Raw genomic sequence first — 24101 nt, 5'->3', positions numbered from 1 at the left:
CTTGGGTGGCATGGGGGAATCGCTGTACCAGGACCTGGTCGACGCAGGTGGCCTCAGGGCTGTGCTCGAGGCCACCTGCCCCGGCTGTGAGATCGAGATGCTCGAAGCTCGGGGTGCCTTCGGCGGCTTCGTGGCCATCGCGACCAAGGACGACCGCGCCGTGAAAGTCCTGCCGGTCGTCCGCGAGCGGTTGTTCTACGTGCGGCACAAGCTGAGGGGGATGTACCTGAGCTTCCTGTTCACCACGGAGCTGGCAGAGGTCACAGGATCCGCCGCGACCTGGCTGGGCGGCGCCACCCCGCGAGAGCTGGCAGCCGCATGGCCGTTCGCCGATTTCGTCGACGTCGCCGACGCGTACGAGTCCGGCGACCGGATCGAACTCAGGTGGCAGATGTTTCGCGCACACGACAACCACGGGCTGAGTGAGTTCATCGAGGCGGCGATGCGCGAGCCGCGCCTGCGGCGGATGTTCCCGTTCACCTCGATGTACTGGATGTCGTTCCGGCCGACGGCGGACGAGTACCGGGTGCCCGGCCCGTGGGTGCGGTCGGTTGGCGACGGACGGTTCACGGTGACTGAGAATCGCCGCGTGGAAGCCGACGTCACGTACGACGCGGCCGAGGCGGTCAGGGTGTGCATGACCGAGATGGACAGGCTCGGGATTCCGTCGCCAGAGGACCTTCGCGCCGACGGATAGATCGGAATTTCGGCGTGACCCGAACGTTGCGGAGCCCGGTCCCGGTGTGGTGATGCTGGTCCAGACCACTAACCGAGGCCGGAGGCTTCCTCGTGACCCTGCCCCGTCGTTCCCTGTTCGCGCTGCCCGCGGTCGCCCTGCTCGCGACGCCCGCGCACGCCGCACCGGCGTGGACGCAGAAGCCGTTCACCTACAAGATCCAGAAGCCCTACAACCTGCCGGAGAGCGCGCGCTACAAGTTCGAGGGCGGCGTCCACTCCATGTGGGTCTTCGACAACGACAAGCCCCTGAGCGAGGGCAGCAAGACCGACCCGCGCACCGAGATGCGCTGGGACCAGGAGTACTCCAGCGGCCAGCACGCGTGGGAGGGTGAGATCTACGTCCCCAGCGGCGTCAACGGCCCGACCGTCATGCAGATCCTGCGTGTGGGCGGCGGCGACCCCGGCACTCCGGCCACCGACTTCATGATCAACGCCACCAACGCCAACGGTGGCACGCTCCGGTACTACACGAGCACGGTGATCGCGTCCGGCATCTACAACAAGTGGGTGCGCATCCGCGTCGAGCACTCCGCGGTGTCAGGCGGCACCGGCAAGATCAAGGTCTTCGCGAACGGCGTGTTGAAGGCGACGGTCAGTGACCGCGGCAAGGCCACCCGGCATTTCAAGAACGGCGTCTACCACCACGGCAGCGGACGTGCGGAGGCCCGTTTCCGCAACATCACGTACTGGACTCAATGAGCATTCTCCTTTTGGGACCCTAGAGTGAGCTGCATGAGCTCACAGGTGGCGGTGGCATCGCTCGGCGGCACGATCACGATGACGGGCGCCGGTGCGGTGTCGCCGACCCTGGGGGCGAAAGACCTGGTCCAGGGTCTGGAGGTGGGGGAGATCGCCACCCTGGCGACGATCCCCGGCGCCTCGCTCACGTTCACCACGCTGCTGGAGGCCTTCGACTGGGCCGACAAGCAGATCTCGCAGGGCGCTGCCGGCGTCGTGATCATCCAGGGCACCGACACGCTCGAAGAGACCGCCTACTTCTTCGACTGCCTGTGGCCACACGAGGAACCGGTCGTCGTCACCGGTGCGATGCGGCACCCAGGACTGCCCGGCCCGGACGGCCCCGCGAACCTCGCCGCCGCCGTCGCAGTTGCCGCCGCCCCGAACTCACGTGGACGCGGTGCGCTGCTGGTGATCAACGACGAGATCCACGCCGCGCGATGGGTTCGCAAGGGGCACAGCAGTTTGCCGAGCGCGTTCGAGTCGTTCCCCGGACCGCTGGGGCTGGTTGTCGAAGGTGCTCCGCAGTACTTCCACCCCGCGCACCAGCTGCCGGCTCTGCCGCGACCTCTGGACGCTCCAACGGTTCCGCTCATCGAGGCCACATTGGACGATGACGGTGCCATCCTCGACTGGCTCAACGTCAAGGGTGCGGTCGTGGCGGCCACCGGCGTTGGCCACGTGTCGCAGGGGATGGCCGAGGCGATCTCGCGGGCACAGTTCCCGGTGGTGGTGGCGACGCGGACGGGTGCCGGGTCGACGTTCCGCAACACCTACGGCTTCGTCGGATCCGAGTCCGATCTGATCAAGCGCGGCGCAGTCATGGCGGGATGGCTATGTCCCCGTAAGGCTCGTGTGCTGCTGCGGCTCGCCCTCGGTTCTATGGCGCCTATCGAGGACGTTTTCGCTGCACGCGGCGGCGTTTTCTAGCTCTTTTTCACCCGAACGAGCCAAGGCGTGGTTTGAATCCAAGCCTTAGCTTCGGAGGGTATGACCGCGATCATTTCCACGCCGTACAGCCGGGAGCTCGGTGACGAGCTACGACGGTTGCGGGAGACGTGCACCTCGCTCAACGGCCGCGCGATGGCTGTCCAACTCGGGTGGGATCCGAGCAAGGTGTCCGACATCGAACTCGGCAAGGCGCGGGCGAGCCAAGTCGATCTCGCGCAGTACATGGCGACCTGCGGCAAGAACCTTGAGTATTTGGAACAGTTCAACCGTCGCTACCACAACGCCTTCGACCTGTACTTCGCTCAGGTGCCGGACAACCTGACCACGCTCGCGATGACCGAGGCCATGGCCAAGAAGATCGTCTCTTACGACATCCTCACGGTGCATGGGCTCCTGCAGACCGAGCGCTACGCATGGGAGCTGTTCACGGACGGCCAGATCGAGGCGCCGGAGGACATCGCGGAGTACGTTCGAGCGCGCATGGAACGACAGACGATCCTGAGGCGGCCGAACCGCCCGGAGTGCACTTTCTACGTGCATGAACTCGCCCTGCGGATGCACGTCGGCAACGCCTCGCTGTGGGCGGAGCAGTACCGGCGTCTCCTCTGGAAAACGCACGTTCTGCGGATTGTGCCTGCGGACGTCGGCGCGTTCCGTTCCGCTGCCACGCTGTACGAGTTCGGGAAGGCAGCTCCGGTCGTGTACACCGAGACCGATACAGCTCAGGTGTATGCGCAGGACAACATCGCTGTCGCACGGACCAGGCGACTGTTTGCGCGGCTGGATGCCGTCGCGTTGGATGCGGAACAATCGAAGAGCAAGCTGGCGGAGTACGTCAGCGGACTTCGAGAGGACCGTCATGACCTCGGAACGGACCTGGCGTAAAAGCACTCGCAGCAATGCCAACGGCCAAGGCAGTTGCGTGGAGGTGTCGCTGGCTCAGGACGTGTTGGTGCGGGACACGAAGAACGCGAGTGGTGGGGTTCTCGCGTTCTCCACGGCTTCCTGGCGTGCCCTGCTCACCTGGCTCTGACGACCGAGGTGTTGGCGGTCTCGACGGTCACCCGGACCGACTGAGGGGCCAGCGACTGCAGGTACTGGGCGTGATCCGGGCCGATCGTGTCGCTGAACGCGATGAAGCCCAGGTGCGGCAGCTCGGCCGCGGTGGTGGCGCAGAAGTCCTCCAGCCGGTCGAAGCCGCGCCGGATGCCGGTGGCGTCGAGGCCGAACACGGCGTGCCGGTCCAGCTTGGCGGCGCCGATGTCGAACAGGTGCAATGCGTGCAGTGCGTGGGTGAACGCCATCGCGCACACCTCGATGCGTGCGCACGAGACGAGCAGCGTTCGCACCATCGACGGGTGCAGCGACTTGCCGGACGTGCGCAGGACGACCTCGATCCCGGCGGCGCGGAACTGGTCGAGGATCTCGAACAGGCCCGGCACGCCGAGGGGTTCCCCGCCTCCCAGCGTGACGGTGTCGGGGCGCATCGAGATCAGCGCCTTGGTGATGTGCAGCATGCGTTCGTGGCTGAGCCGCGCGTGTGCGACGTCCCAGGTGATGTCCATGCGTCGTGCCCCCTGAAGCTCTCGGCGGATACGCCGATCGAAGCGGGGGAGTAGTCCCGTCGTCAGGTGACCGGTGTCCCGACTCAGGAGGGACTTCCGAGGCCTGCCTCGCGGGCGCGGACGATGGCCTGCGCGCGGTCGGCCACCTGCAGCTTGGTGAAGATCGCGGAGACGCGGTTGCGGACCGTTTTGCCGGACAGTGAGAGCCGGTGCGCGATCGAGGTGTTGTCGAGGCCGGAAGCCATCAGCTCCAGCACGTCCCGCTCGCGGTCGGTGAGCTGCGGGAACGCCACGGCCTTCGACGACGAGATGGCGGTGAAGTAGCCCATCATCCGTTGCGCGATGGTGGCGCTGAAGATCGCCTCGCCGGCACCGATGGCTTGCACGGCCCGGACGATCTCGTCGTCGTCCGTGGTCTTGACGAGGTAGCCGCGGGCGCCGGCCTTCATCGCGGCGAAGACCAGCTCGTCGTCCTCGTGCATCGTCAAAACCAAGACGCCCAGCGACGGCAACGCTTCCAGGATCTGCTTGGCGGCCTCCACGCCACCGAGAAGAGGCATGTGCAGGTCCATCACGACGACGTCGGGTTCCAGATCGAGGACGACCTTCACGGCTTCCAGCCCGTCCGAGGCCTCGCCGACCACGGACAAGCCGTCCTCGCCGTCCAGCAACGCTTTCAGGCCGCGCCGGAACACCGGGTGGTCGTCGGCGATCACCACGCGCGTCACAGCGTCCATCACTGGGCCTCCAGCGGGATCCGCGCCACCACGCGTGTCCCGTGTGGTGGCGCAGGTCCCACTGTGCACGATCCACCCAGCTCGGCGCATCGCTCACGCATGGAATCGAGACCGACACCCGGACGAGCATCAGCCGCGACGCCGCATCCGTCGTCCACGATCTCGACGACCAGGTCGCCGTCGGTGCGCACGGTGATCACGCAGGTCGAGGCGCCTGAGTGGCGTGCGGTGTTGGTCAACGCCTCCGCGACGATCCGGTAGGCCGCGACTTCGACGGCCGCGGAGAGCCCGTCGATCTCCTCGGCCTCGACGCGAACCGTCAGCTCGCCGTTGAACCGCGCGGCCTCATCGCGCACGGCCAAAGCCAGCCCCTGGTCCAGAATCGGCGGACGCAGCCCGTCGACGAGCCGCCGCACTTCGCCGGCGGTCGAGTCGACGTCACCCAGGACCGGGTCCAGGACCTCGCCCAGCGAGCGCTTCAAAGCCTTGAGCTGCAAGCGAATGCCTACCAACGCCGGTCCGACGCCGTCGTGCAGGTCGCGCCGGAGCCGCAGGCGCTCTTCTTCGCGGGCGCGCACGAGCCGTTCGCGTGCGAGCTGCAGGTCGGCGGTGAGCTTGATCGACTGAGCGGCCGGGGCGGTGGAGCGGGCGAGGTCGACGAGCAGCGACAGCTCACGGTCGCTCAACCGCTCGTCGGGCGCGCGAGGCTCAACCACAAGATCGCCAACCAGAGAACCGCGATAGGTCATGGGAAAGCGGAGCTGCGGCCACCCGCGGCTGCGTCCGTGTTCGGCCAGCACAGAGCCACCGCGAATCGCGACGTACGGCAGCTTCAACGACTCGGCGACGGTCTGGGCCACGGTCGGCAGAACGTCCTGGGAGCGTTCGAGCTTCTCGCTCAATGTCGACAAAGCGCTATGAGGATCAGCGCGCTGACCGAACAGCCACCGGTCGAGCTTCCGTTGCAGCCAGCTGCGGATGGGCGCGAACACGAGCCCGGCCGCGACGACTCCGATGACCTCGGTGTCGTTGGTGAACAACTCGCCCGCGCCGACCATCACGCCGAGGTAGACCAGCAGCAGCACGACGGTCAACGAGCCGTAGAGCAACGACCGGTGGATGAGCAGGCTGATGTCGTACAAGCCGTACCGCACGATGGCGATCACCGCGGCGGCGGGAAAAGCCAGCACGCCGATGATCCACGCGACGTGTCCGTCCGTGGTCTCGACGACGGTCGCCACGACGGCCAGTGCCAGCAGCGCAACGGCCCACACGAGCAGCCGGCGTTCGTCGCCTTCCGCTCGCCGCCACCGAATCGCCAGCGACACCACAGCGGCGATCACCGAGACGCCCGCCGCGAGCACGGCGACCAGGGTGATCGTCTTGGCGAACCCGCCGCCCGGCGTCTGCCAGAACGAAACAGGATCACCCCACGACGCCCACGCGATCCCAAGCGTGCCAACGAGAGCGCTGAACAGTGACGCACCGATGGCGATCCACCAGCGCCCGCTCAGCGGTTTGCCGTTGGGGAAGACGAGTGCCACAGCAGGCAACAACGCGTAAGTGGGCCACCAGACCCACGCCTCGACCCAGCGGGCGGGATGATCGGGAGCCTGGCCGGCGACCGCGACGGCAACGCCGCCGAACACGCCCATGACCAGCAGCAACCACCCGACGGCCGACCTGCGGACGTGGCCGATCACGCGCACCCCGAGCAGGGTGCAGGCGAACGCGACCAGCCAGTTCCGCGGATGCGAAACCGCGCCGGTGACCGCTGTGTGCACGACGGCGAAGAGCACACACGCGGCCACCAGCGCGCCGATGACCCGAGCGAGGACGACCTCGCGCCGGGTCAGTCGCTGAGCCAGTGCCACAGGTTGTGGAAGGGCGAACCGGCGTCCTGCGTCGTGAGGTCCTCGGGTGACCAGCCCTGGAACGCCATGAGCCGCGCCCGCACCTCTTCCGCGGTCATCGGGGCGGCGGCCTGGTGGGAGTGGGTGAAATCGACGTCCCCAGGCGGCGGGTTGACCGCGCGCGCCTGCAGCCCCGCGTACCAGGCGAGGAGCTCTTCGTCGGACATGAGCGAAAAGTGCGGCGGTACTACTTTCTGCTCGGACTTCGACATGTCTGGAAGGAGTCGTGGACACTCGGCTGGATACACGAGTGCCCACGATCCGTCCGACCTACCTCAGGGCAGCACCTGGATCTTGCGGCCCTTACCGGCTTTGAACTGGTCCAACGCCCCGGCGTAGTCGTCGAGCGGCACCCTGTCGCTGATGAAGATCCCGGGGTCGAGTACTCCGGTCGCGAACAGATCCGCCGCCCGTTCGAACGAGTGCAGCACCGCCATCGAGCCGGTGATGGTGATCTCCTGGTTGTAGATCTTGTACGGCTCGATGGTGACCCGCGCGGAGTAGTCGGACACGCCGAACTGGAGGAACGTGCCGCCCTTCGCGACCCGGCCGAGCCCGTCCTGGATGGCCTTCTCGTTGCCGGTGGCGTCGATGACCACGTCCCACCCGGAAGGCCGGTCCAGCTCGTCGGCCGACGACGCGACCGCCGAGACGCCCAGCTGCCGAGCCGTCTCCAGCCGCTCCGCGTTCAGGTCCACGACCTCGATCGACGACGCGCCCGTGAGCTTCCCGAGCTGCAACATCATCAAGCCCATGGTCCCGGAGCCGTAGATCAGCACCCGCGAAGCCAGCTGCGACCGCAACACGTCGTACCCGCGCACCGCACACGACAACGGCTCGATCAGCGCCGCGTCCTCGGTCCGCACGTGGTCGGGCAACTTCACGCAGTTCGCCACGGGAGCCACCGCGAACTCCGCGGCACCACCAGCAGTTGTCACACCGATCGCAGCCCACCGCTCGCACAGGTTGTTCTTGCCCGCGCGGCACATCCGGCACTCGTAGCAGTAGAGCGACGGGTCGACGGCCACGCGGTCGCCGACCTTCAGCTCGTTGACCTGAGAGCCGATCTCCACGATCGTGCCCGCGAACTCGTGGCCCGGCACGACCGGCAGCGTCGGCGCGAACTCGCCCTGCAGGATGTGCAGGTCCGTGCCGCACAACCCGCAGGCCGCCACGTCGACGACCACCTGACGCGGACCGCACCGAGGATCGTCCACAGTGGTCACTTCGACGGACCCGACGCCGGTGATGACCGCTGCTTTCACTTGACCGCTCCCAACGAAAGGCCCTGGACGAGCTTGTCCTGGGCGGCGAACCCGGCGATGAGCACCGGCAGAGACACCACGACCGCGGCCGCGCACACCTTCGCCAGGAACAGGCCCTGGGAGGTGACGAACCCGGTCAGGTACACGGGCGCGGTACCGGCGACGACACCGGTCAGCACCCGTGCGAAGAGCAGCTCGTTCCAGCTGAAGATGAAGCAGATCAACGCCGTCGCCGCGATTCCGGGCATCGCGATCGGTGCCACCACGCGGCGCAGGATCGTGATCAGCCCGGCCCCGTCGATGGAAGCGGCCTCAAGAATCTCGCGCGGCACCTCGGAGAGGAACGAGCGCATGAGCCACACCGCGATCGGCAGGTTCATCGAGCAGTACAGCAGCGTGAGGAACGAGATGTTGTCCAGCATCCCGGCGAACTGGGCGATCAGGTAGATCGGCAGCAACGCCGCGACGACCGGCATCATCTTGGTGGACAGGAAGAAGAACAGCACGTCGGTCCACTTCTCGACCGGCTTGATCGACAACGCGTAGGCCGCCGGAATCGCCAGCAGCAGCACGATGATCGTCGACCCGATCGAGGCGCTGAACGAGTTGAGCAACGGCGGCCAAGCACCGGCGTTGAAGAACTCCGTGTAGCCGTCCAAGGTCAGCGGCGCCGCGATGGAAGGCGAGTTCGTCGCAGCGTCCGTCTCGCTGTGCAGTGACGTCAGGAACATCCAGGCCACGGGCGCGAAGAACACGAGACCGCAGAACCAGGCGAGCACACCCCAAATCCGGTTCATCGCTTCTCCTCCTTGAACAGCGAGGACACCGTGCGCAACGCGAACGTCGCGATGATGATCGAACCCGCCACCACGATCACGCCGGCCGCGGAGGCCTCGCCGTACTCGTGGGCCTGGTAGAAGGTCTGGTAGATCATGTACGGCAGGTTCGCCGTGCCCAGACCACCGGACGTGATCGTGAAGACCGCGTCGAAGTTCTGCACGATGTAGATCGACCCGAGCAGCCCGCCGAGCTCCAGGTACTGCCGCAGGTGCGGGAACGTCAGGTACCGGAAGATCTGGAACGGCGAGGCGCCGTCGATCGTGGCTGCCTCAACGGGTTCGATCGGCTTCGACTGCAGACCCGCCAGCAGGATCAGCATCATGAACGGCGTCCACTGCCACACCAGCGACAACACGACCGCCGACATCGGCATCGAGCTGATCCAGTCGGGCTGTACCGAGAAGCCGAGCCAGTTCAGGATTCCGTTGAACAGGCCGTACTCCGGGTTGTAGAGCACGTGCTTCCAGATCAACGCCGCCGCGACCGGCACCACGAGGAACGGCGCGATGAGCATGGTGCGCACGAACCCGCGACCCCGGAACTTCTTGTCCAGCAACAGAGCCAGGCCGAGACCCAGCACCAGGCTGATCAGCACGACCGACGCCGTCAGCACGATCGTGTTCACGACGGAAGACCGCAGGTCCGGATCGGTGAACACGTTGACGTAGTTGTCGAACCCGGCGAACCCGCGGTTGGTGGGATCGAGCGAGTTCCACTTCAGGAACGAGATGACCAGCGTCGCCACGAACGGCAGCTGCGTCACGATGATCAGGAAGACGAGCGCGGGCAGCAGAGGTGCCCGCGTCGACCACTTCGCGTACTTCCTGCGGGGGGCGGGAGGCGGCCGGTCGACGACCGACCGCTCTGCCCGCGTGATCACAGCCATCCCGGGGCTCCCATCACTGGCCCTTGTACTTCGAGGCGACCTTCTCCGCGAGCCCCTGGCCGTTGTTCAAGGCGTCGTCCACCGTGACCGCGCCCGCGATCGCCGAGCTGATCTGCTGCGACACCTGGGTGCCCAGGTCGGTGAACTCGGGGATGCCGACGAACTGGATGCCGGGCGCCGGCCGCGGCTGCACACCGGGGTCGAGCGGCTTCGCACCCTTGATCGCGGCCTCTGCCTGCGCGGAGAACGTGCCGGAGGACTGCTTGTACTCGGCGCGCTGGTAGGTCGAGGAACGCTTGCCGTCCGGGACCTTCGACCAGCCGAGGTTCTTGCCGACGAGCTCCTCGTAACCCTTGCCGGACGCCCACGAGATGAACTTCCAGGCCGCGTCCTGCTTCTTCGACGCCTTCTGGATGCCGAACGCCCAGGTGTAGAGCCAGCCGGAGCTGTCGGTCTTCACGACCGGCGCCTGGGTGAAGCCGAGCTTGCCCTTGACCGGAGAGTCGTTGGCTTCCAGCAGGCCGGCGGCGACCGTGGCGTCGTACCACATCGCGACCTTGCCCTGCGTCATGTTGTTGAGGCACTCGGCGAACCCGGCCTGCGGAGCACCCGCCTCGCCGTAGTTGCGCACGAGGTCGACGTAGAACTTGGTGGCCTCCTTGAACTCCGGCGCGTTGACCTGCGCCTGCCAGTCCTTGGTGAACCACGTGCCGCCGAAGGTGTTCACGACCGTGGTGAGCGGTGCCATGACCTGGCCCCAGCCCGGCTGGCCGCGCAGGCAGATGCCGCGAACCTCAGGCGTGGCAACCTTCTGAGCCGCTTCCGCGACCTGCTGCCACGTCGGCTTGTCCGGCAGCGTGACGCCCTTGGCCGCGAAGATGTCCTTGCGGTACATGAGGAACGACGACTCGCCGTAGAACGGCTGCGCGTACACCTTGCCGTCCGCGGCCGTCAGCGACTGCTTGATCGGCGGCAGGATGTCGGCCTGGTCGAACGCGCTGTCCTTCGCCACGAAGTCGTCCATCGGCGCGAGCCAGCCGTTCTTGGCGTACATCGGCGTCTCGTAGTTGGAGATCGTCGCGACGTCGTACTGCCCGGCCTGGCTGGAGAAGTCCTGGCTGATCTTGTCGCGCACGTCGTTCTCGGGCAGCACGGTGAAGTTGACCTTGATACCGGTGTCCTTGGTGAAGTTGTCCGCGGTGAGCTTCTGCAGGTCCTGCATCTGCGGGTTGTTCACCATCAGCACGTTCACCGAGTCGGAGCCGCTGCCCCCACCACCTCCGGCGCCCGCGCAAGCGGAAGCCAAGAGCAACACGGCGGTGGCGGCCCCGAATGTGCGTAGGGGTGTGCGGATCGACAACATCGTCTTTCCTTCCGGGGGATCGTTTCCGGGCACGCTGAGGAGAGCCCGGCAAAAAAACTCGGGGGTGTTGATTTCGGGTGCGGCTGGAAAGTGCTCAGGCCCTGAGCACTTTGGGCCCGAGCAGGGTGTAGCGGTGGGCCTCGTGGGCGGAGAGGCCGCTGTCGGTGACGATCGCTTCGAGGTCGCTGACCTCGGCGAATCGATGAAAACTGGAGACGCCGAACTTCGTGTGCGTGCCGACGAAGATCTTCCGCCGGGCGACGCTGAGCGCTTTGGCCTTGACCGCGCCGACCGCCGGATCGGGCGTCGTCAGGCCGTGCTCGCGGGAGATCCCGTTCGCACCGATGTAGGCGAGGTCGATCACCATCTCGCCGAGCATCCTGGTGGTCCAGTGGTCCACAGTGGCCAGTGTGTGGCCGCGAACCCTCCCGCCCAGCAACAAGACCGTGCAGGACGGGTGCTCGGACATCGCCGCGGCGGTCGGCAGCGACGCCGTGATGATCGTGAGCGGGTTGGACGTGGGCAACGCCTCGGCGACGAGCTGCGGCGTGTAGCCCTCGTCGATGAACACGGTCTCGGCGTCGTCGATCCGTTCGGCCGCGGCCTTCGCGATGCGCCGCTTCTCCGGCACGTGCGACCCGGCGCGGAACCTCAGGCCCGTCTCGAAGCCGGCGCTCTCGACCGGGATGCCGCCACCGTGCGTGCGGCGCACCAGCCCGTGCTCGTCGAGCACCCGCAGGTCCCGCCGGACGGTTTCGGGCGCGACCTGCAGTTCCTGCGCCATCTCGACCACGTCGACGCGGCCGTCGGCGCGGGCCCTGGCCAGGATGCGCCGTTTGCGTTCCTCGGCTCGCATGTCACCTGCCCACTCGGCTCTTGGGTTGCCCGTTCGGGCCGTGCATGAATGAAACACCCTCGAAACACTGTGGTCGGCACCACAACTGGGTGACATCCTGCCCGGTTTTTGCCCGGTTCGCCGTGTGTGACGCCTCGTTCACGCAGGTCGACCAGACTGGGCGCGCCCGAACCGCCCCGCGCGTGTGCCCGGATGGCCTCCAGACGGCTGGTGAATTCGGTGGAACCGGGCGGCGCGGGGCGCAGTCCAACACGGACCGACGAGGGGGATCGAGACGCATGAAGTGGCTCGCGGGCCTGTTCGCCCTGGTGATCTTGGGATGCGGCTGCTTGCTGGGGATGACTGGTTTCACGAAGTTCGATCCCTCGGCCAAGGAGGTCGCGGACCGGGGGGTCGCGCGCGTGGCCGACTGCAAGAGCAGTGGGCCGGTGAGCATCCACGGCTTCGGCAACTGGTGGATCTGCCAGGCCGACGTCACGTGGGAGAGCGGGCGCCAGACGCGGGTGACGGCCGAACCAGGCCAGCTCACTCCGTCTGACGAGGAAGTACCCGTGGTGCAAAGAGGTGAGCAGAAGGTCCGCAACGGTTCCGGCAACCCGCCGGTGTACCGGGCGGACTTCGAACCCAGCATCGCGCTCGGGCTCGGCTCGTTGCTCGGCGGGATGGGCATTGGTGCGATCGGGGCGCTGGCCGTTTTGGGCACGGTGGCTTCCCGCGGCAAGAAGGCACAGGAGAGGGAGTAGATGAACCCGGCAGCAGCTGACCCTGACGCGTTGATGCGTCAGTGGAACGAGCAGATCCAGACGAAGCTTCGGCAGGCCGACGAGATGAAGCAGGTCGCGAACGCCGTCAAGGTGACGCAACGTTCGTCCGACGGCTCGGTGTCCGTCACCGTCGACCAGAACGGCATCGTCTCGGCGCTGGATCTGACCGACGCGGCGTTGCGGAAACAGCCCGCGCAGCTGTCGTCCGAGATCCTCACCGCGATGCGGACCGCTCAGGCGCAGATCGCGTCGCGCATGCAGGAGGTCATGGCGCCGATCATCGGTGACGACTCCGCGACCATGGGCGCGCTGATGGGCGGCTACCACGAGCGCTTCCCCGAGCCCGAGCCTGAAGAGCCGGTTCGCGAGCGTTCTCCCCGTCCGGATGACGACGACTTCGGCGGGCACAACTTCGCCCGTGACGACAAGGGCTGGTGATCATGACTGCGGCAGGTTTCAACGTCCACACGCAGGCGATGCGCGAGCACGCCAAGCGGCTGGACGGCATCGTGAAGCAGATCGAGACGGCGCAGCAGGCCATCGGACAGGCGCAGATCAACGGTGCCAACGCCTACGGCATCCTGTGCAGCCCGTTGCTGGAGCCGATCATGGGCACGGTCGAGGCTGCTGGGGTGGCGGCGATCGGTGCCTCGCACGGCGTTGTGGACGCCACTGTGGACGGTGTCAACGGCATGGCCGACATGTACGACGCCGCCGACAAGGCCGTCGAGGGCAGGTTGAAGAAGATCGTCGAGAAGCTGGGGGAGCTGACCTCATGACCGCACCGAACCCGTTGGTGGCCAAGGCTCCTGACGCTCCCGGCGGACTGGCCGGCATCAACCTGATCGAGCCCGCTGCGGACGCGGTCTCCGCGATCCAGCGCGGTGACTGGGCGGAGGCCGGCATCAACGTCCTCGGCGCGGGCATCGACGCGCTGGGCTTCGTCACGGACCCGTTCGGCACGCTGCTGTCGTCGGCGTTCGCGTGGTTCATCGAGCACGTCGAACCGTTGACGTCGATGCTCAACTCGCTCGCGGGCAATCCTGGTGTGATCAACCAGAACGCCGCCACCTGGGGCAACGTCGCCGATTACCTGAAGAAGGCCAGCGAGGAGATGTCGCGGATCGTCGACTCCGACACCGCGCAGTGGCAGGGTGCCGCGATCGCCGCCTACACGTCGGTGGCGAAGCTGGAAGCGCAGGGCGTGAAGGCCGCGGGCATCGCGGCGGAAGGTGTCGGCGCCGCGCTCGTCGGTGCTGGAGTGGCCGTGGCGACGGTGCGGACGATCGTGCGCGACCTGATCTCGATGGCGATGTCCGAGCTGGTGCAGGCGTTGATCCGGTGGGCTGCCGCGGCGTTGCTGACCGTCGGGCTCGCCACGCCGGGCATCATCGCGGACGGCATTCGCCTGATCATGAAGTGGGCCAAGAAGGTCTCGGACTGGCTCGACAAGGTCATCAAGACCATTCGCGGCCTGTCCAAGTGCATCGACACGATCTTCAAGACCCTCGACAAGGTCAAGGAAGTCCTGAAGGGCGTCATGCCGAAGGCGTCCGGCCCGTTCACCGAGATGTTCGAGAACATCGCGACCGGCGCCGTCAACACCACAGCCACCGGCGTGGTCAAGAACCTCCCCACCGAGTCCGCCAAGGTCGACGACTCGGCGTACGCGACTCGCTGATGGGCGTTGCTCCCCGTCCCCCTCGGCCGGGGAGCAACGTCCGGTTCAGCTCAGCCAGGCCGCCGCGTCGGGCGGGAGCTGGCCGTTGGTCAGCGGGATGCTTGACAACGTTGGCGTGGCGGGCAGATCGATCGGCTGGTCCGACAGGTTGACGATCGTGGTGTGGTTGTTGCGGCGGAACGCCAGCACGTTCTCGCCCAGGTCCAGCCACTCCAGGTCGCCGTCGATCGCACGGCGTTGCGCGAACACCTCGCGGTACAGGCTGAGCATCGATTCCGGGTCGTCGGTCTGGGCCGCGACCGAGAAGTCCTGCCAGCTTTCGGGCTGCGGCAACCAGCTCGGACCGTCCTCCGAGGACCAGGGGAGTGGCACGCGGCAGCCGTCGCGGCCTCGGTCGGTGAAGCCCGAGCGATGCCAGACCGGGTCCTCGCGCAGCTCGTCCGGCAGGTCCTCGACTTCCCAGAGACCCAGCTCCTCGCCCTGGTAGACGTAGACGCCGCCGGGAAGTGCCGCGGTGAGCATGATCGCCGCGCGGGCCCTGCGCGTGCCGAGCTCGAAGTCGGTCGGGGCGCCGTGTTGCCTGTCCGCGAAGGAGAAACCGGTCTTCTCGCGGCCATAGCGGGTCACGTGCCTGGTGACGTCGTGGTTCGAGAGCACCCAGGTCGGTGGCGCGCCAACGGGTTCGTGCGCGTCGAGGGTGTCGTCGACGACCTGGCGCAGCTCCTGGGCGTTCCAGGGGCAGCAGAGGAAGTCGAAGTTGAACGCGCTGTGCATCTCGTCCGGGCGCAGGTACCGGGCGAACCGGATCGGGTCGGGCAGCCACATCTCGCCGACCAGGATCCGGTCGCCGTCGTACTCGTCGACGATCTCGCGCCACCGGCGGTAGATCTCGTGCACGCCGTCCTGGTCGGAGTAGGGCTGCTCGGCGTCCGGGCGGCTGAAGTCCTTGACCAGGCCGTCCGCCACGTCGATGCGGAACCCGTCGACGCCGCGGTCGAGCCAGAACCGCAGGATGTCCTCGAACTCGTCCTCGACGGCCTGGTTCTCCCAGTTGAAGTCCGGCTGCTCGGCGGCGTAGAGGTGCAGGTACCAGCGGCCGTCCGGGAGCTTGCTCCACGCCGGGCCACCGAACCGCGACTTCCAGTCGTTGGGGAGCTCTTCGGTGTCCCGGATGTGGAAGCGATCCCACAGACCGTTCTTGAACCACGGGTGCTGGTCGCTGCAGTGGTTCGGGACGAGGTCGATGATGATCCGGATGCCGAGGCCGTGCGCGTCGGCGATGAGTTTCTCGGCGTCGGCGAGGGAACCGAAGACCGGTTCGATGTCGCGGTAGTCCGCCACGTCGTAGCCGCCGTCGGCGAGCGGGCTCGGATACCAGGGGTTGAGCCAGATCGCGTCGAAGCCGAGGCTCGCGATGTGCTGGAGCTTGGCGCGGAGGCCGGCCAGGTCGCCGATGCCGTCACCGTTGCCGTCCGCGAAGCTCCGGAGGTAGACCTGGTAGATGGATGCGTTGCGCCACCAACTCATCTGGGGTCCTTTCAGCCTTTTACGCCGCCCGCGGTGAGCCCCGCGAGGATGTGCCGCTGGAACGCCAGGAACAGGGCGACCATCGGCAGGCTCGCCAGCACGAGGCCCGCGAGCAGGAGGTTGATCGGGGTGTCCGGCGCGAAACGCTGCAGGGCAACGCTGAGCGTCTGCTTCGCCGGGTCGGGGAACACGAGCAGCGGCCAGATGAAGTCCTTCCAGGCCGCGACGACCGCGAAGATCGAGACGACGGCGAGGATGGGCCGCGAGATCGGCAGGATGATCCGGACGAGGGTCGTCCAGGCGTTCGCGCCGTCGATCCTGGCTGCTTCCAGCAGTTCTTCGGGGATCTGGTCGAAGAAGCGCTTGAGCAGGTAGACGTTCAGGGCGTTCGCGGCGGCCGGGAACCAGATGCCCGCCGGGTTGTTGAGCAGGTCGAGGTCGGTGAGGGTGAGGTAGACCGGGACGAGCAGCGCGGTGGCGGGCAGCATGAGCGTGGCCAGCATCAGGCCCATGATCACGTTGCCGAAGATCGGGCGCAGTTTGCTGAGCGCGTAGGCCGCCGGGACGATGACGGCCATCTGCACTGCCCACGCGCCGATCGCGACGACGAACGTGTTGAGGAAGAACCGGCCGAGGTCCATGTAGTTCCAGGCGTTGACGTACGCGCCCGGTTCCCACGTCTGCGGAAGGATCGTCGGGGGTTGCTGGGCGAGCTCGGCCGGTGGCTTGAACGCGCCGAGCAGCACCCAGATCAGGGGGAGCAGGAACGCCGCGGTGAACAGGAACAGCGTGATCGTGAGGACTGCCCAGTAGAGCTTGCCGGTGCCTCTGGTGAGGGTCCTCATGCGTCGGCCTTCCTGGTGATCTTCAGGTAGAGGAAGGAGAAGACGGCCAGCACCGTGAAGAGGATCAGGCTCAGCGCACTCGCGGTGCCGAAGTCGTTGTAGTAGAAGGCGTAGCGGTAGAGCAGGAGGAGCACGGTGACGGTGGACTCCTCCGGGCCGCCGCCGGTCATGACGAACGGCTCGGTGAAGATCTGCATGGTCGCCACGACCTGGAGCAGCAACAGCATCAGGATCACGAACTTGGTCTGCGGGATCGTGACGTGCCAGATCTTCTTGAGGATTCCGGCGCCGTCCAGGTCCGCGGCCTCGTACAGCTCACCGGGGATCGTCTGCAGCGCGGCCAGGTAGATCAGCGTCGCCGAGCCCATGTTCGCCCAGGTGATGACGAGAACCAGGCTGATCATGCTGGTGCTGCTGGAGTCGAGCCATTGGGACGTCGGCAGGCCGAGTCCTCTCAGGACTGAGTTGAACAGGCCCGGTCCCGGGTCGTAGAACCACTTCCACAGCAGGGCCGTGACGACCGGTGGCAGCATGACCGGCAGGTAGACCAGGAGGCGGAAGTAGCCCTTGGCGTGCCGCAGTTCGTTGAGCACCACGGCGGTGAGGAACGGGACGCCGAAGCCGATGACCAGGGCGAGAACCGTGAAGTACAGCGTGTTGCGCCACGCCACCACGAACAGCGGATCCGCGAGGAGTCGTTCGAAGTTCTCCCAGCCCACCCAGTCGGGGCTCGTGACGAAGTTGACCTGCTGGAAGCTCAGGACCACCCCGCGCACGACGGGCCACCAGGAGAAGATCGCGAAGACGACCAGCGCGAGGCTGAGGAAGCCGTACGCGGTGACGTGGCGCCGCACTTACTTCACCTGGGCCAGTACGGCGTTGACCTTGGTCTCCGCGTCCTTGAGCAACGCGGCGTGGTCGGCGTCGGAGTTGGTGAGAGTCGCCTGCACAACGGAGTCGAGGATCGCGTAGACCTGTTGTGCCTGCGGCGGTTCGAGCGTGCCCTTGGTCTGCTCCGAACCGTCCACATAGGCCTGGAAGTTCTTGACCGGCATCGTGGCGAACTTGCCCTTGAGCTCTTCCTGCTGCTGCCGCGGCGCACCGGTCCAGATGTCGGCGATCGGCGGGATCGGCAGGCCGACGGGCTGGCCGCGGTCCTTGTACTTCTGCAGGTTCGCCTCGAGGCGGTCCGGGTTCAGGTACTTCCACTGGATCCACTTCAGGCCGGCCTTGATCTTCTCCGGCGTGGCCTTGGGGTTGATCATGTAACCCTCGCCGCCGAGCAGAGTGCCCTTCTGCCCCGGGATCGCGGCCAGGCCGTAGTCGTCGTACTTGCCCTTGAACTGGTTGACGATCGTGGCGACGTTGTCGGGTGCGGCGAGGTACATGCCGAGCTGGCCCGCGCCCATCATGTTCTGCACGTCGCCGATCTCCAGGAGCTGCTTCTCGCCCATGGAGTTGTCGTCCCAGCGCATCTCCTTGAGACGGCGCAGGACTTCGCGGCCCTTGTCGTTGTTGAAGTCGGCGACGTACTTGTCGCCGTCCTTCTTCGCGATGTCACCGCCGACGGACTTCATCCAGGTGGTGAAGTGCCAGCCGCCCTGGTTGCTCTTGCTGTACTCGGCAAAGCCTGTGACACCAGCGTCTTTGAGCTTCTTGGCCGCTGTTCTCACCTCGTCCCAGGTCTTCGGCGGCTGGTCCGGGTTCAGGCCGGCCTTGGTGAAGTTGGTGCGGCTGTAGAGCAGACCCATCGTGTAGTTCGCGGTGGGCAGCCCGTAGACCTTGCCGTCGGCCGTGAAGACGTCTTTGAGCTCCTGCTTGAGGTCGCCGTAGTGGGGCACGTCCTTGACGTAGCTGGTCAGGTCGGCGGCCTGTTTGCGCTGGATGAGCGCCGCGGGATCGGTGAAGTAGACGTAGAAGACGTCCTCCAGCTGCCCGCCGGCGAGCTTGGCGCTGAACGTCTTCGGGTCCATGAACCCCTCGTGCGGAACGAGGTCGATGTCCGGGTTCGCCTTCTCGAACTCCGCCACGTCCTCGTCGAAGACCTTGCGGTCGAACGCCTGGGTCTGGGGCGGCTGGCCGTTGATGTTGATCTGGACCTTGCCGCCGGGCTCGGTCGTGGAACCGCTCCCACAGCCAGCGACCAGGACACAGCCCAGCAGCACGGCAGCGGACTTCTTCATGGTGGGGCCGCCCTTCTCGCGAGCGCGTCGATGTGACGGCGACCATAAGTCGTCGTTACATCTGAACGCAATATCTAGACGAAAACTCGCAAGAAGCTGACTGGCTTACCTGACCGGCGCGCTGGAGGCCCTCACCACCAGTTCGGGCTCGAAGAGGAGCTCGTCCGGCGCCACGGTGTTGCCGGAGATCTGGTTGGCGAGGAGCTCGACGGCCGCCCGCCCCATGGCCTCGATCGGCTGACGGACCGTGGTGAGGGGCGGATCGGTGCAGGTCATGAACGCGGAGTCGTCGTACCCGATGATCGACACGTCCTTGGGCACGTCGAGCCCGGCCCTGCGCACGGCCCTGATCGCCCCGAGCGCCAACGGGTCGCTCGCGCAGATGATCGCCGTGACCCCGCGCTGCACCAGCTTCGTCGCCGCCGCCTGACCGCCTTCGAGGCTGAACATGGCGTGCTCGACGTCCGCGCCGCCCTGCTTGGTGATGGCCTCAAGTTTTCGTTGGCTCGGCACGTGGTCCGGCGGCCCGAGCACAGCCCCGATCCTCTTGTGTCCCAATGACGTCAGGTGCCCGTACGCCTGCTCGACCGCGACCGCGTCGTCACACGACACCCGCGGGAACGCCAGGTCGTCTATGGCGGCGTTGACCAGCACCGCAGGCAGTTTCCTGCTCATCATCTGCTGGTAGTGGCCGTGGCTCGCGTCCTTCTGCGCGTACAGCCCGCCGGCGAACACGATCCCGGAGACGTGCTGTTCGAGCAGCAGCTCCAGGTACTCGGCCTCGGTGACCCCGCCGGCCGTCCTGGTGCACAGGACGGGGGTGAAACCGCGTTGCGCGAGCGCGTTGCCGACCACGTCCGCGAACGCGGGGAAGATCGGGTTCTGCAGCTCGGGCAGCACGAGACCGACGAGCCTGGCCCGTTCGCCCCTGAGCTGCGTCGGCCTCTCGTAACCGAGCACGTCGAGCGCGGTGAGGACGGCGCTGCGCGTGGCGTCCGAGACACCCGGCTTGCCGTTCAGCACCCGGCTGACGGTGGCCTCGCTGACCCCGACCTTGGCCGCGACCTCGGCCAGCCTCCGTTGCGTCATGGCGCAAGTGTACGCAAGTTCTTGCGCTCGCTTGCAGCACCATGCTCACCCGCTCGGCAGGCGCCCGAGACGTTAGCGCGCGTTTACCCTCGAAGAGCCGCCACAGCAGGGAGGAGACCGCGATGAGTCCCGAACGCAGCCCAGGCGCGCCTACGCCTGAAGCTCCCTCCGCGCCGAATCAGCGCACCTCTGTGGGAGAACCTGTGAGCAGAGTCGACTGGTTCCGCAGCGCGCCCAACGGCGGCACGGTGTTCGTGGCGCAAGAAGGCTCGGACTGAGTCAGTCGCGCATCTCTCGCCACAGCAACGCGATGCCGTGTCCGGGAAGCACCCACGAGCGCACGTAGAGATCGCTCAGGTCTTCCGCGCTCAGCCACTGCGCGGGCAGCGTGTTGGAGCGGAATGTGAACGGCATGACGCTGAACTCCTGCTCCGGCGCGTGATCGACGGCGAGGCTGCGTACGTCGAACGTGATCCGTTCCACGTACGACGGGTAGGGGGACTGCCAGTAGCAGAAACCGTCACTGGTGCGCTGGAGCGTGCGCGAGTTGATGGTCAGCCCGCAGATCGCCCGCACCACGTGATCGTCCGCGATGCCGCTGAGGTCGCACTCGAAGATGCGCAGGTCTCCGAGGTGGTTGTGCGAGCTCAGCTTCGGCAACGGGCCCATGGCCTCGCGGAAGAACGTCAGGTAGTTCGGCCACTGGTCGAACCGCACCTCCACCGGCGGGATCTGGCTCGGTTCCGCGGAACGCCGGTTGTTGTCGTGGTCGATGTAGTCGATCGCGATCTGGGTCGAGTGGAGCATGTCGTCGACCGAATCCAGGAACTGCGAGGGATCTGGGATGAAGTACAGCTCGAACAGCGGGAACCGGCAGGCCGCGCTGATCGTGTCGCGGAGCAGCACGCTGCTCGTGACGAAGAGGACGAACCGGTCGACCGGCACGGTGTGGCGGAACTGGTAGCTCTGCGTCGTTACCAGGTGGTAGGCCTTGGCGTCGATGCCCTGCAGTTCCAGCTTCACCGTGGTGTTCGTGCTGATCGTCAGGTCGCCGCCCTGGGGATGCACTCCCTCGCCGCCGAGCAGCCCGGACACGACGTCCTGGTTCGCCTCGTTCGCACCGTAGATCGAGGACAGGAACGTCCTGAGCACCTCGCTCGGCAGCAGGTGGGCGAGGATGTTCGGGCCCGAGATCCGGCCCAGCTCCACCACCAGCCGCTGGTGCAGGAACAGTTCGTACGCCAACAGTCCCAATCCGGCGAGAGTGGGCAACGGCCAGGCCACCGCAAAAACCTGCCGCAGCAGTTCGCCGGCGGGGGAGGCGGGGCGCCACAGCTGCGTCGCGGCGAGCCCCGCGACGGCCACGACGAGCAGGGCTAAGGCGGCGACGACCGCCCGCCTGCGCCTGCGGGTCTGAGCCGTCACCACGTGGTCGCCGCCCCCTCACTCCACCGGCTGTCCATACATGGTGGGAGTGAGGCGGCATTCGCGCCAGAGCCTTTCGGCGGACGCCGTACTAGGTGGTGCCCCGCGACCGGGGCCATCTCGGCTCGTCGTGGTCTCCCACGTAGGTGGTCAACGTGGCCTTGGGCTCAGCGTCGTCAGTGACGATGTCGTTGTACAGACCGAGCAAATGCGTGGTCATCGCGGTCTTCGCGCCGGCCTCGTCTCGGCGGCGGAGGAACCAGATCACCTGTTCGTGCTCGTTGGCCGACCTGTTGTGGACCTCGCGGGACGGGTGCGCGTGCCGCTTGCAGTCCTGCAGACCCGGCACGAGCGCCTGGTACATCTCCTCCAGCAGCTCGTTGTGGCTCGCCCGGATCAGCGCCAGGTGGAACTCCTCGTCCGACTCGATCACTTCCTGCTGGTCGTCGACCGGGGCGCGCTGGTAGCGGCGATTGAGCTTCGCGAGCTCGTCCAGTTCGCCGTCGCCCGCGCGGACCGCGGCGAGAGCCGTCGCGGTGGTCTCCAGTGAAATGCGCACTTCCAGCAGGTCGGTCGCGGAGAACCGCTTCGCCGCCAGCCTGCCCTCGAGGTGTTCCTCGATCGCCGCGAGATCGGTCCGGCGCACGTACCAGCCCAGGCCACGACGCACCTCGACGATGCCCTGCAGCTGCAACCGCTGCAGAGCTGTACGCAGCGAGCTCCGCGCGACATCCAACATACGGGCGAGTTCGGGTTCGGTGGGGAGCCGGTCACCGGCCTTGAGTGCACCGCCGATGATCTGCTCACGGAGCTTCTGCTCGATCAGCTCCGGCAGCGGGCGACGCGAGTCGGGCGAGAGCGCCCAGCTCTCGCCGAGGTGTGCGTCGTCGGCGGGCATTGGTTCAGTCTAGGGCTCTTGCCGTCTGGTTGCAACTTGTCTGGCAACCTGGCGACCGTTGACAGACAACCGACCGCGCGGGACTCTTATGTCATGCGAGACGCCTGGGATCGCCCACACCCAGGAGCACGGGCTCGCTAGTCGGGAGGGATCGAGATGTCCGCAGGGAGTGCACTCGGAATCGCCGCCGCCGTCGCAGTCGCCGTCACCGCGATCGGATGGCGCACCGTGTTGACGATGCTCGCCGTCTCCATCGTCGCGCTTGCCGTAGTCGGCTTCGTGAACGTCACCAGCATCATGCTGAGCTGATGTCGGGGAGGGGAGACAGATGCCCGCGTCACCTGGAATCCGCAGGTGACGCGGGCATCGGCCTGTTTGAGGGGTGTCGGCTATCACAGCGTTGCCAGTTACCGGTACGCTTCCGCGCTTGTACGAGGGCGACATCGATTCTTGGTGCCGCCCCAGACCTCATTGGCGTCGGGCACGCAAGTACAAGGTTGTGTCGGTGATTGGTTCGGCGGTGCCGACTTTCGCGAGCACGCATGTGATGCATGCGTCCATCGCGCCCGCCAGCGTGCTGGTCGACGAGCGGCGGACGCTCTACCGGCTCGCGGGCGAGATCTTCGCGCCCGGTGTGCAGTTGTCGGACAAGCTGGTGGATCACCCGGCGATCCGCTACGAGCTCGGTCGTGCCCTCGCCGGCCATGACGACCTCACGGCGGAGACGTTGTTCGAGGCTGCGAGGATCGACGTGCGTGACGCTGCGGGCGTCGACGTCGTGTCGGATTCGCAGGCGACTCACAAGCTGGCCACCCCGTTGCGAATCATCGCGCCGCCTGGAGCACGTCCGCAGGTGCTGACCGAAGCCGACGGCGAGCGTTTCACCGCCGCTCTCGCGCTGGTCGGCGAGGCGGTGCGGCTGTTCAGACGGCTGGCGCTGGAGATGTCCGACGACCTCCTATCTCATCTCGACCTGTTCGCCGTTCTCAAGGCGGAGACTTCAGGTGGCGTCGTGTCCGCGTCGACGCGGTACATGCCCGGCCTGGTGCTGATCGACGAGCCGGCGACCGCGATCGAGATCGTCGAGGCACTCGTGCACGAGTGCTCCCATCTCAAATTCTTCGACTTCGCCGTCACCCGCGAATTCCTCGACGGTGCGCGGGCGGAAGAAGCCGACCATTTCGTGAACTCGTGGTCCAAGGCCGACTGGCCACTGGAGCAGACGTTCGCCGCTTGGCACGCCTACACGGCGCTTGCCCAATTCTTCCGCGTGTGCGGTTCCCAGGAGCTCAGCCAGGTCTCCCTGCTGCCGAAGGCGCAGGACCGCGCTGCCGAGATCGGTCGGTGGCTCGTCGCGCACGAGGCCGATCTGCGCTCGGACGCGCGCTGGCTCCTGTACGCGCTGCTCGACCACGTTTCTCCAGGTCACGTCGATGAGATGCCGTCCTCTGTGAACGGTGCGACACTCCCGGACGTATGCCTCGTAAATGGTCACTTCCAGCTGGCACCCGGACTGAGGCTCGCCCAGGCGGCGTCAGGGCGAATGGTGGTGGCGAGGGCAGGACGCCCTCTTGACATCTTCTGGCTCGACGCGGACTCCAGCTGGGCCATAGCCCAGTTCGACGACGAAAGCGCCACGATAGAGGCGGCCGCGATGGTGGCCGTTGCAGTCGAAGAGTGGAGTGCTTCAGAAGGCGCCGTGATCCGGCGCTTGAACGTCGCGCTCGGATCGCTCGAAAACGCATCTCTCGTTCGAGCCAGGGGACGAATCATCCCATTCGAGAAGGATCCGATGACGTGACCCCGAACCAGCCAGTCCGCTCGCCCATGACGCCTC

At 66.6% G+C, this 24101-nt stretch carries 27 protein-coding genes; 11 read left to right on the top strand and 16 right to left on the bottom strand.

What is annotated here, in order from left to right:
- The first annotated feature begins 10 nt into the window (after positions 1-10).
- The 5 genes from ABZX92_RS04880 to ABZX92_RS04860 all read left to right on the top strand — a co-directional run bounded on the left by ABZX92_RS04880 (position 11) and on the right by ABZX92_RS04860 (position 3460).
- The gene (locus tag ABZX92_RS04880; RefSeq protein ID WP_355554078.1) at positions 11-697 is read left to right on the top strand and encodes a DUF6193 family natural product biosynthesis protein; all 687 of its coding nucleotides are present in this window, start codon (positions 11-13) and stop codon (positions 695-697) included.
- Between the two features lie 92 nt (positions 698-789).
- Complete coding sequence (locus ABZX92_RS04875) at positions 790-1437, top strand: hypothetical protein (RefSeq protein ID WP_355554075.1); 648 nt, start codon at positions 790-792, stop codon at positions 1435-1437.
- A 33-nt stretch (positions 1438-1470) separates the two neighbouring features.
- On the top strand, positions 1471-2406 hold the full coding sequence (locus tag ABZX92_RS04870; protein ID WP_355554072.1) for an asparaginase: 936 nt from the start codon (positions 1471-1473) through the stop codon (positions 2404-2406).
- Between the two features lie 60 nt (positions 2407-2466).
- Entirely contained in the window at positions 2467-3312 is an 846-nt protein-coding gene (locus tag ABZX92_RS04865; RefSeq protein WP_355554069.1) for a helix-turn-helix transcriptional regulator, read from the top strand.
- A 37-nt stretch (positions 3313-3349) separates the two neighbouring features.
- Positions 3350-3460 (top strand): DUF397 domain-containing protein, encoded by a 111-nt coding sequence (locus ABZX92_RS04860; RefSeq protein ID WP_355554066.1) that lies wholly within the window; start codon positions 3350-3352, stop codon positions 3458-3460.
- Here ABZX92_RS04860 and ABZX92_RS04855 read toward each other — a convergent pair.
- From ABZX92_RS04855 to ABZX92_RS04815, 9 genes are all read right to left on the bottom strand, one after another.
- Positions 3447-3992 carry a hypothetical protein gene (locus ABZX92_RS04855; protein ID WP_355554063.1) on the bottom strand — a complete coding sequence of 182 codons (546 nt, stop codon included), beginning with the start codon at positions 3990-3992 and terminating at the stop codon, positions 3447-3449. The two genes, ABZX92_RS04860 and ABZX92_RS04855, sit on opposite strands and share 14 nt — an antisense overlap.
- 83 nt (positions 3993-4075) lie before the next feature.
- A complete protein-coding gene (locus ABZX92_RS04850) occupies positions 4076-4729 on the bottom strand; it encodes a response regulator transcription factor (protein ID WP_355554060.1) in 654 nt (217 codons plus the stop codon).
- Positions 4729-6603, bottom strand: coding sequence for an ATP-binding protein (locus tag ABZX92_RS04845; protein ID WP_355554057.1), 1875 nt, complete (start codon positions 6601-6603; stop codon positions 4729-4731). The genes ABZX92_RS04850 and ABZX92_RS04845 overlap by 1 nt, the downstream gene beginning before the upstream one ends.
- Complete coding sequence (locus ABZX92_RS04840; RefSeq protein ID WP_355554054.1) at positions 6582-6809, bottom strand: hypothetical protein; 228 nt, start codon at positions 6807-6809, stop codon at positions 6582-6584. The genes ABZX92_RS04845 and ABZX92_RS04840 overlap by 22 nt, the downstream gene beginning before the upstream one ends.
- A 108-nt stretch (positions 6810-6917) precedes the next feature.
- Entirely contained in the window at positions 6918-7907 is a 990-nt protein-coding gene (locus tag ABZX92_RS04835) for a zinc-dependent alcohol dehydrogenase family protein (protein ID WP_355554051.1), read from the bottom strand.
- Entirely contained in the window at positions 7904-8704 is an 801-nt protein-coding gene (locus ABZX92_RS04830; RefSeq protein ID WP_355554048.1) for a carbohydrate ABC transporter permease, read from the bottom strand. The genes ABZX92_RS04835 and ABZX92_RS04830 overlap by 4 nt, the downstream gene beginning before the upstream one ends.
- Entirely contained in the window at positions 8701-9633 is a 933-nt protein-coding gene (locus ABZX92_RS04825; protein ID WP_355554045.1) for a sugar ABC transporter permease, read from the bottom strand. Before ABZX92_RS04825 ends, ABZX92_RS04830 begins: the two co-directional genes overlap by 4 nt.
- A 13-nt stretch (positions 9634-9646) precedes the next feature.
- The gene (locus ABZX92_RS04820) at positions 9647-10996 is read right to left on the bottom strand and encodes a sugar ABC transporter substrate-binding protein (protein ID WP_355554042.1); all 1350 of its coding nucleotides are present in this window, start codon (positions 10994-10996) and stop codon (positions 9647-9649) included.
- A gap of 94 nt (positions 10997-11090) precedes the next feature.
- On the bottom strand, positions 11091-11852 hold the full coding sequence (locus ABZX92_RS04815) for a DeoR/GlpR family DNA-binding transcription regulator (protein ID WP_355554039.1): 762 nt from the start codon (positions 11850-11852) through the stop codon (positions 11091-11093).
- Between the two features lie 278 nt (positions 11853-12130).
- On the opposite strand from ABZX92_RS04815, the gene ABZX92_RS04810 reads away from it, so the two are divergent.
- Genes ABZX92_RS04810 through ABZX92_RS04795 form a run of 4 tightly spaced genes read left to right on the top strand, consistent with a single transcriptional unit; the run spans position 12131 to position 14297 of the window.
- Complete coding sequence (locus tag ABZX92_RS04810) at positions 12131-12595, top strand: DUF6346 domain-containing protein (protein ID WP_355554036.1); 465 nt, start codon at positions 12131-12133, stop codon at positions 12593-12595.
- A complete protein-coding gene (locus ABZX92_RS04805; RefSeq protein ID WP_355554032.1) occupies positions 12596-13054 on the top strand; it encodes a YbaB/EbfC family nucleoid-associated protein in 459 nt (152 codons plus the stop codon).
- Positions 13055-13056: 2 nt separating this feature from the next.
- A complete protein-coding gene (locus ABZX92_RS04800) occupies positions 13057-13395 on the top strand; it encodes a type VII secretion target (RefSeq protein ID WP_355554029.1) in 339 nt (112 codons plus the stop codon).
- Complete coding sequence (locus tag ABZX92_RS04795) at positions 13392-14297, top strand: hypothetical protein (protein ID WP_355554026.1); 906 nt, start codon at positions 13392-13394, stop codon at positions 14295-14297. The genes ABZX92_RS04800 and ABZX92_RS04795 overlap by 4 nt, the downstream gene beginning before the upstream one ends.
- A 45-nt stretch (positions 14298-14342) precedes the next feature.
- On the opposite strand, the gene ABZX92_RS04790 is transcribed toward ABZX92_RS04795, so the two are convergent.
- The 7 genes from ABZX92_RS04790 to ABZX92_RS04760 form a co-directional block, all read right to left on the bottom strand.
- On the bottom strand, positions 14343-15824 hold the full coding sequence (locus tag ABZX92_RS04790; RefSeq protein WP_355554023.1) for a glycoside hydrolase family 13 protein: 1482 nt from the start codon (positions 15822-15824) through the stop codon (positions 14343-14345).
- An 11-nt stretch (positions 15825-15835) separates the two neighbouring features.
- Positions 15836-16669 (bottom strand): carbohydrate ABC transporter permease, encoded by an 834-nt coding sequence (locus tag ABZX92_RS04785; RefSeq protein ID WP_355554020.1) that lies wholly within the window; start codon positions 16667-16669, stop codon positions 15836-15838.
- Positions 16666-17523: a sugar ABC transporter permease gene (locus tag ABZX92_RS04780; RefSeq protein ID WP_355554017.1), complete on the bottom strand. Its 858-nt coding sequence runs from the start codon at positions 17521-17523 to the stop codon at positions 16666-16668. Before ABZX92_RS04780 ends, ABZX92_RS04785 begins: the two co-directional genes overlap by 4 nt.
- Complete coding sequence (locus ABZX92_RS04775) at positions 17524-18852, bottom strand: extracellular solute-binding protein (RefSeq protein ID WP_355554015.1); 1329 nt, start codon at positions 18850-18852, stop codon at positions 17524-17526.
- Between the two features lie 105 nt (positions 18853-18957).
- Complete coding sequence (locus ABZX92_RS04770) at positions 18958-19941, bottom strand: substrate-binding domain-containing protein (protein WP_355554012.1); 984 nt, start codon at positions 19939-19941, stop codon at positions 18958-18960.
- 279 nt (positions 19942-20220) lie between these two features.
- A complete protein-coding gene (locus tag ABZX92_RS04765) occupies positions 20221-21366 on the bottom strand; it encodes a hypothetical protein (RefSeq protein WP_355554009.1) in 1146 nt (381 codons plus the stop codon).
- Positions 21367-21457: 91 nt separating this feature from the next.
- Positions 21458-22264: an FCD domain-containing protein gene (locus ABZX92_RS04760; RefSeq protein ID WP_355554007.1), complete on the bottom strand. Its 807-nt coding sequence runs from the start codon at positions 22262-22264 to the stop codon at positions 21458-21460.
- Positions 22265-22420: 156 nt separating this feature from the next.
- Between ABZX92_RS04760 and ABZX92_RS04755 the strand changes: the two genes are divergently transcribed.
- Entirely contained in the window at positions 22421-22573 is a 153-nt protein-coding gene (locus ABZX92_RS04755) for a hypothetical protein (RefSeq protein ID WP_355554004.1), read from the top strand.
- A 118-nt stretch (positions 22574-22691) separates the two neighbouring features.
- Positions 22692-24065, top strand: a complete 1374-nt coding sequence (locus ABZX92_RS04750; protein WP_355554001.1) for an HEXXH motif-containing putative peptide modification protein — start codon at positions 22692-22694, stop codon at positions 24063-24065.
- Positions 24066-24101 lie beyond the last annotated feature (36 nt).

It is taken from the genome of Lentzea sp. NPDC006480, from assembly GCF_040611995.1.
Taxonomy (GTDB): Bacteria; Actinomycetota; Actinomycetes; order Mycobacteriales; family Pseudonocardiaceae; genus Lentzea.
The sequence above is the reverse complement of the archived record's forward strand: the minus strand, read 5'-3'. Positions and strand labels throughout refer to the sequence as shown.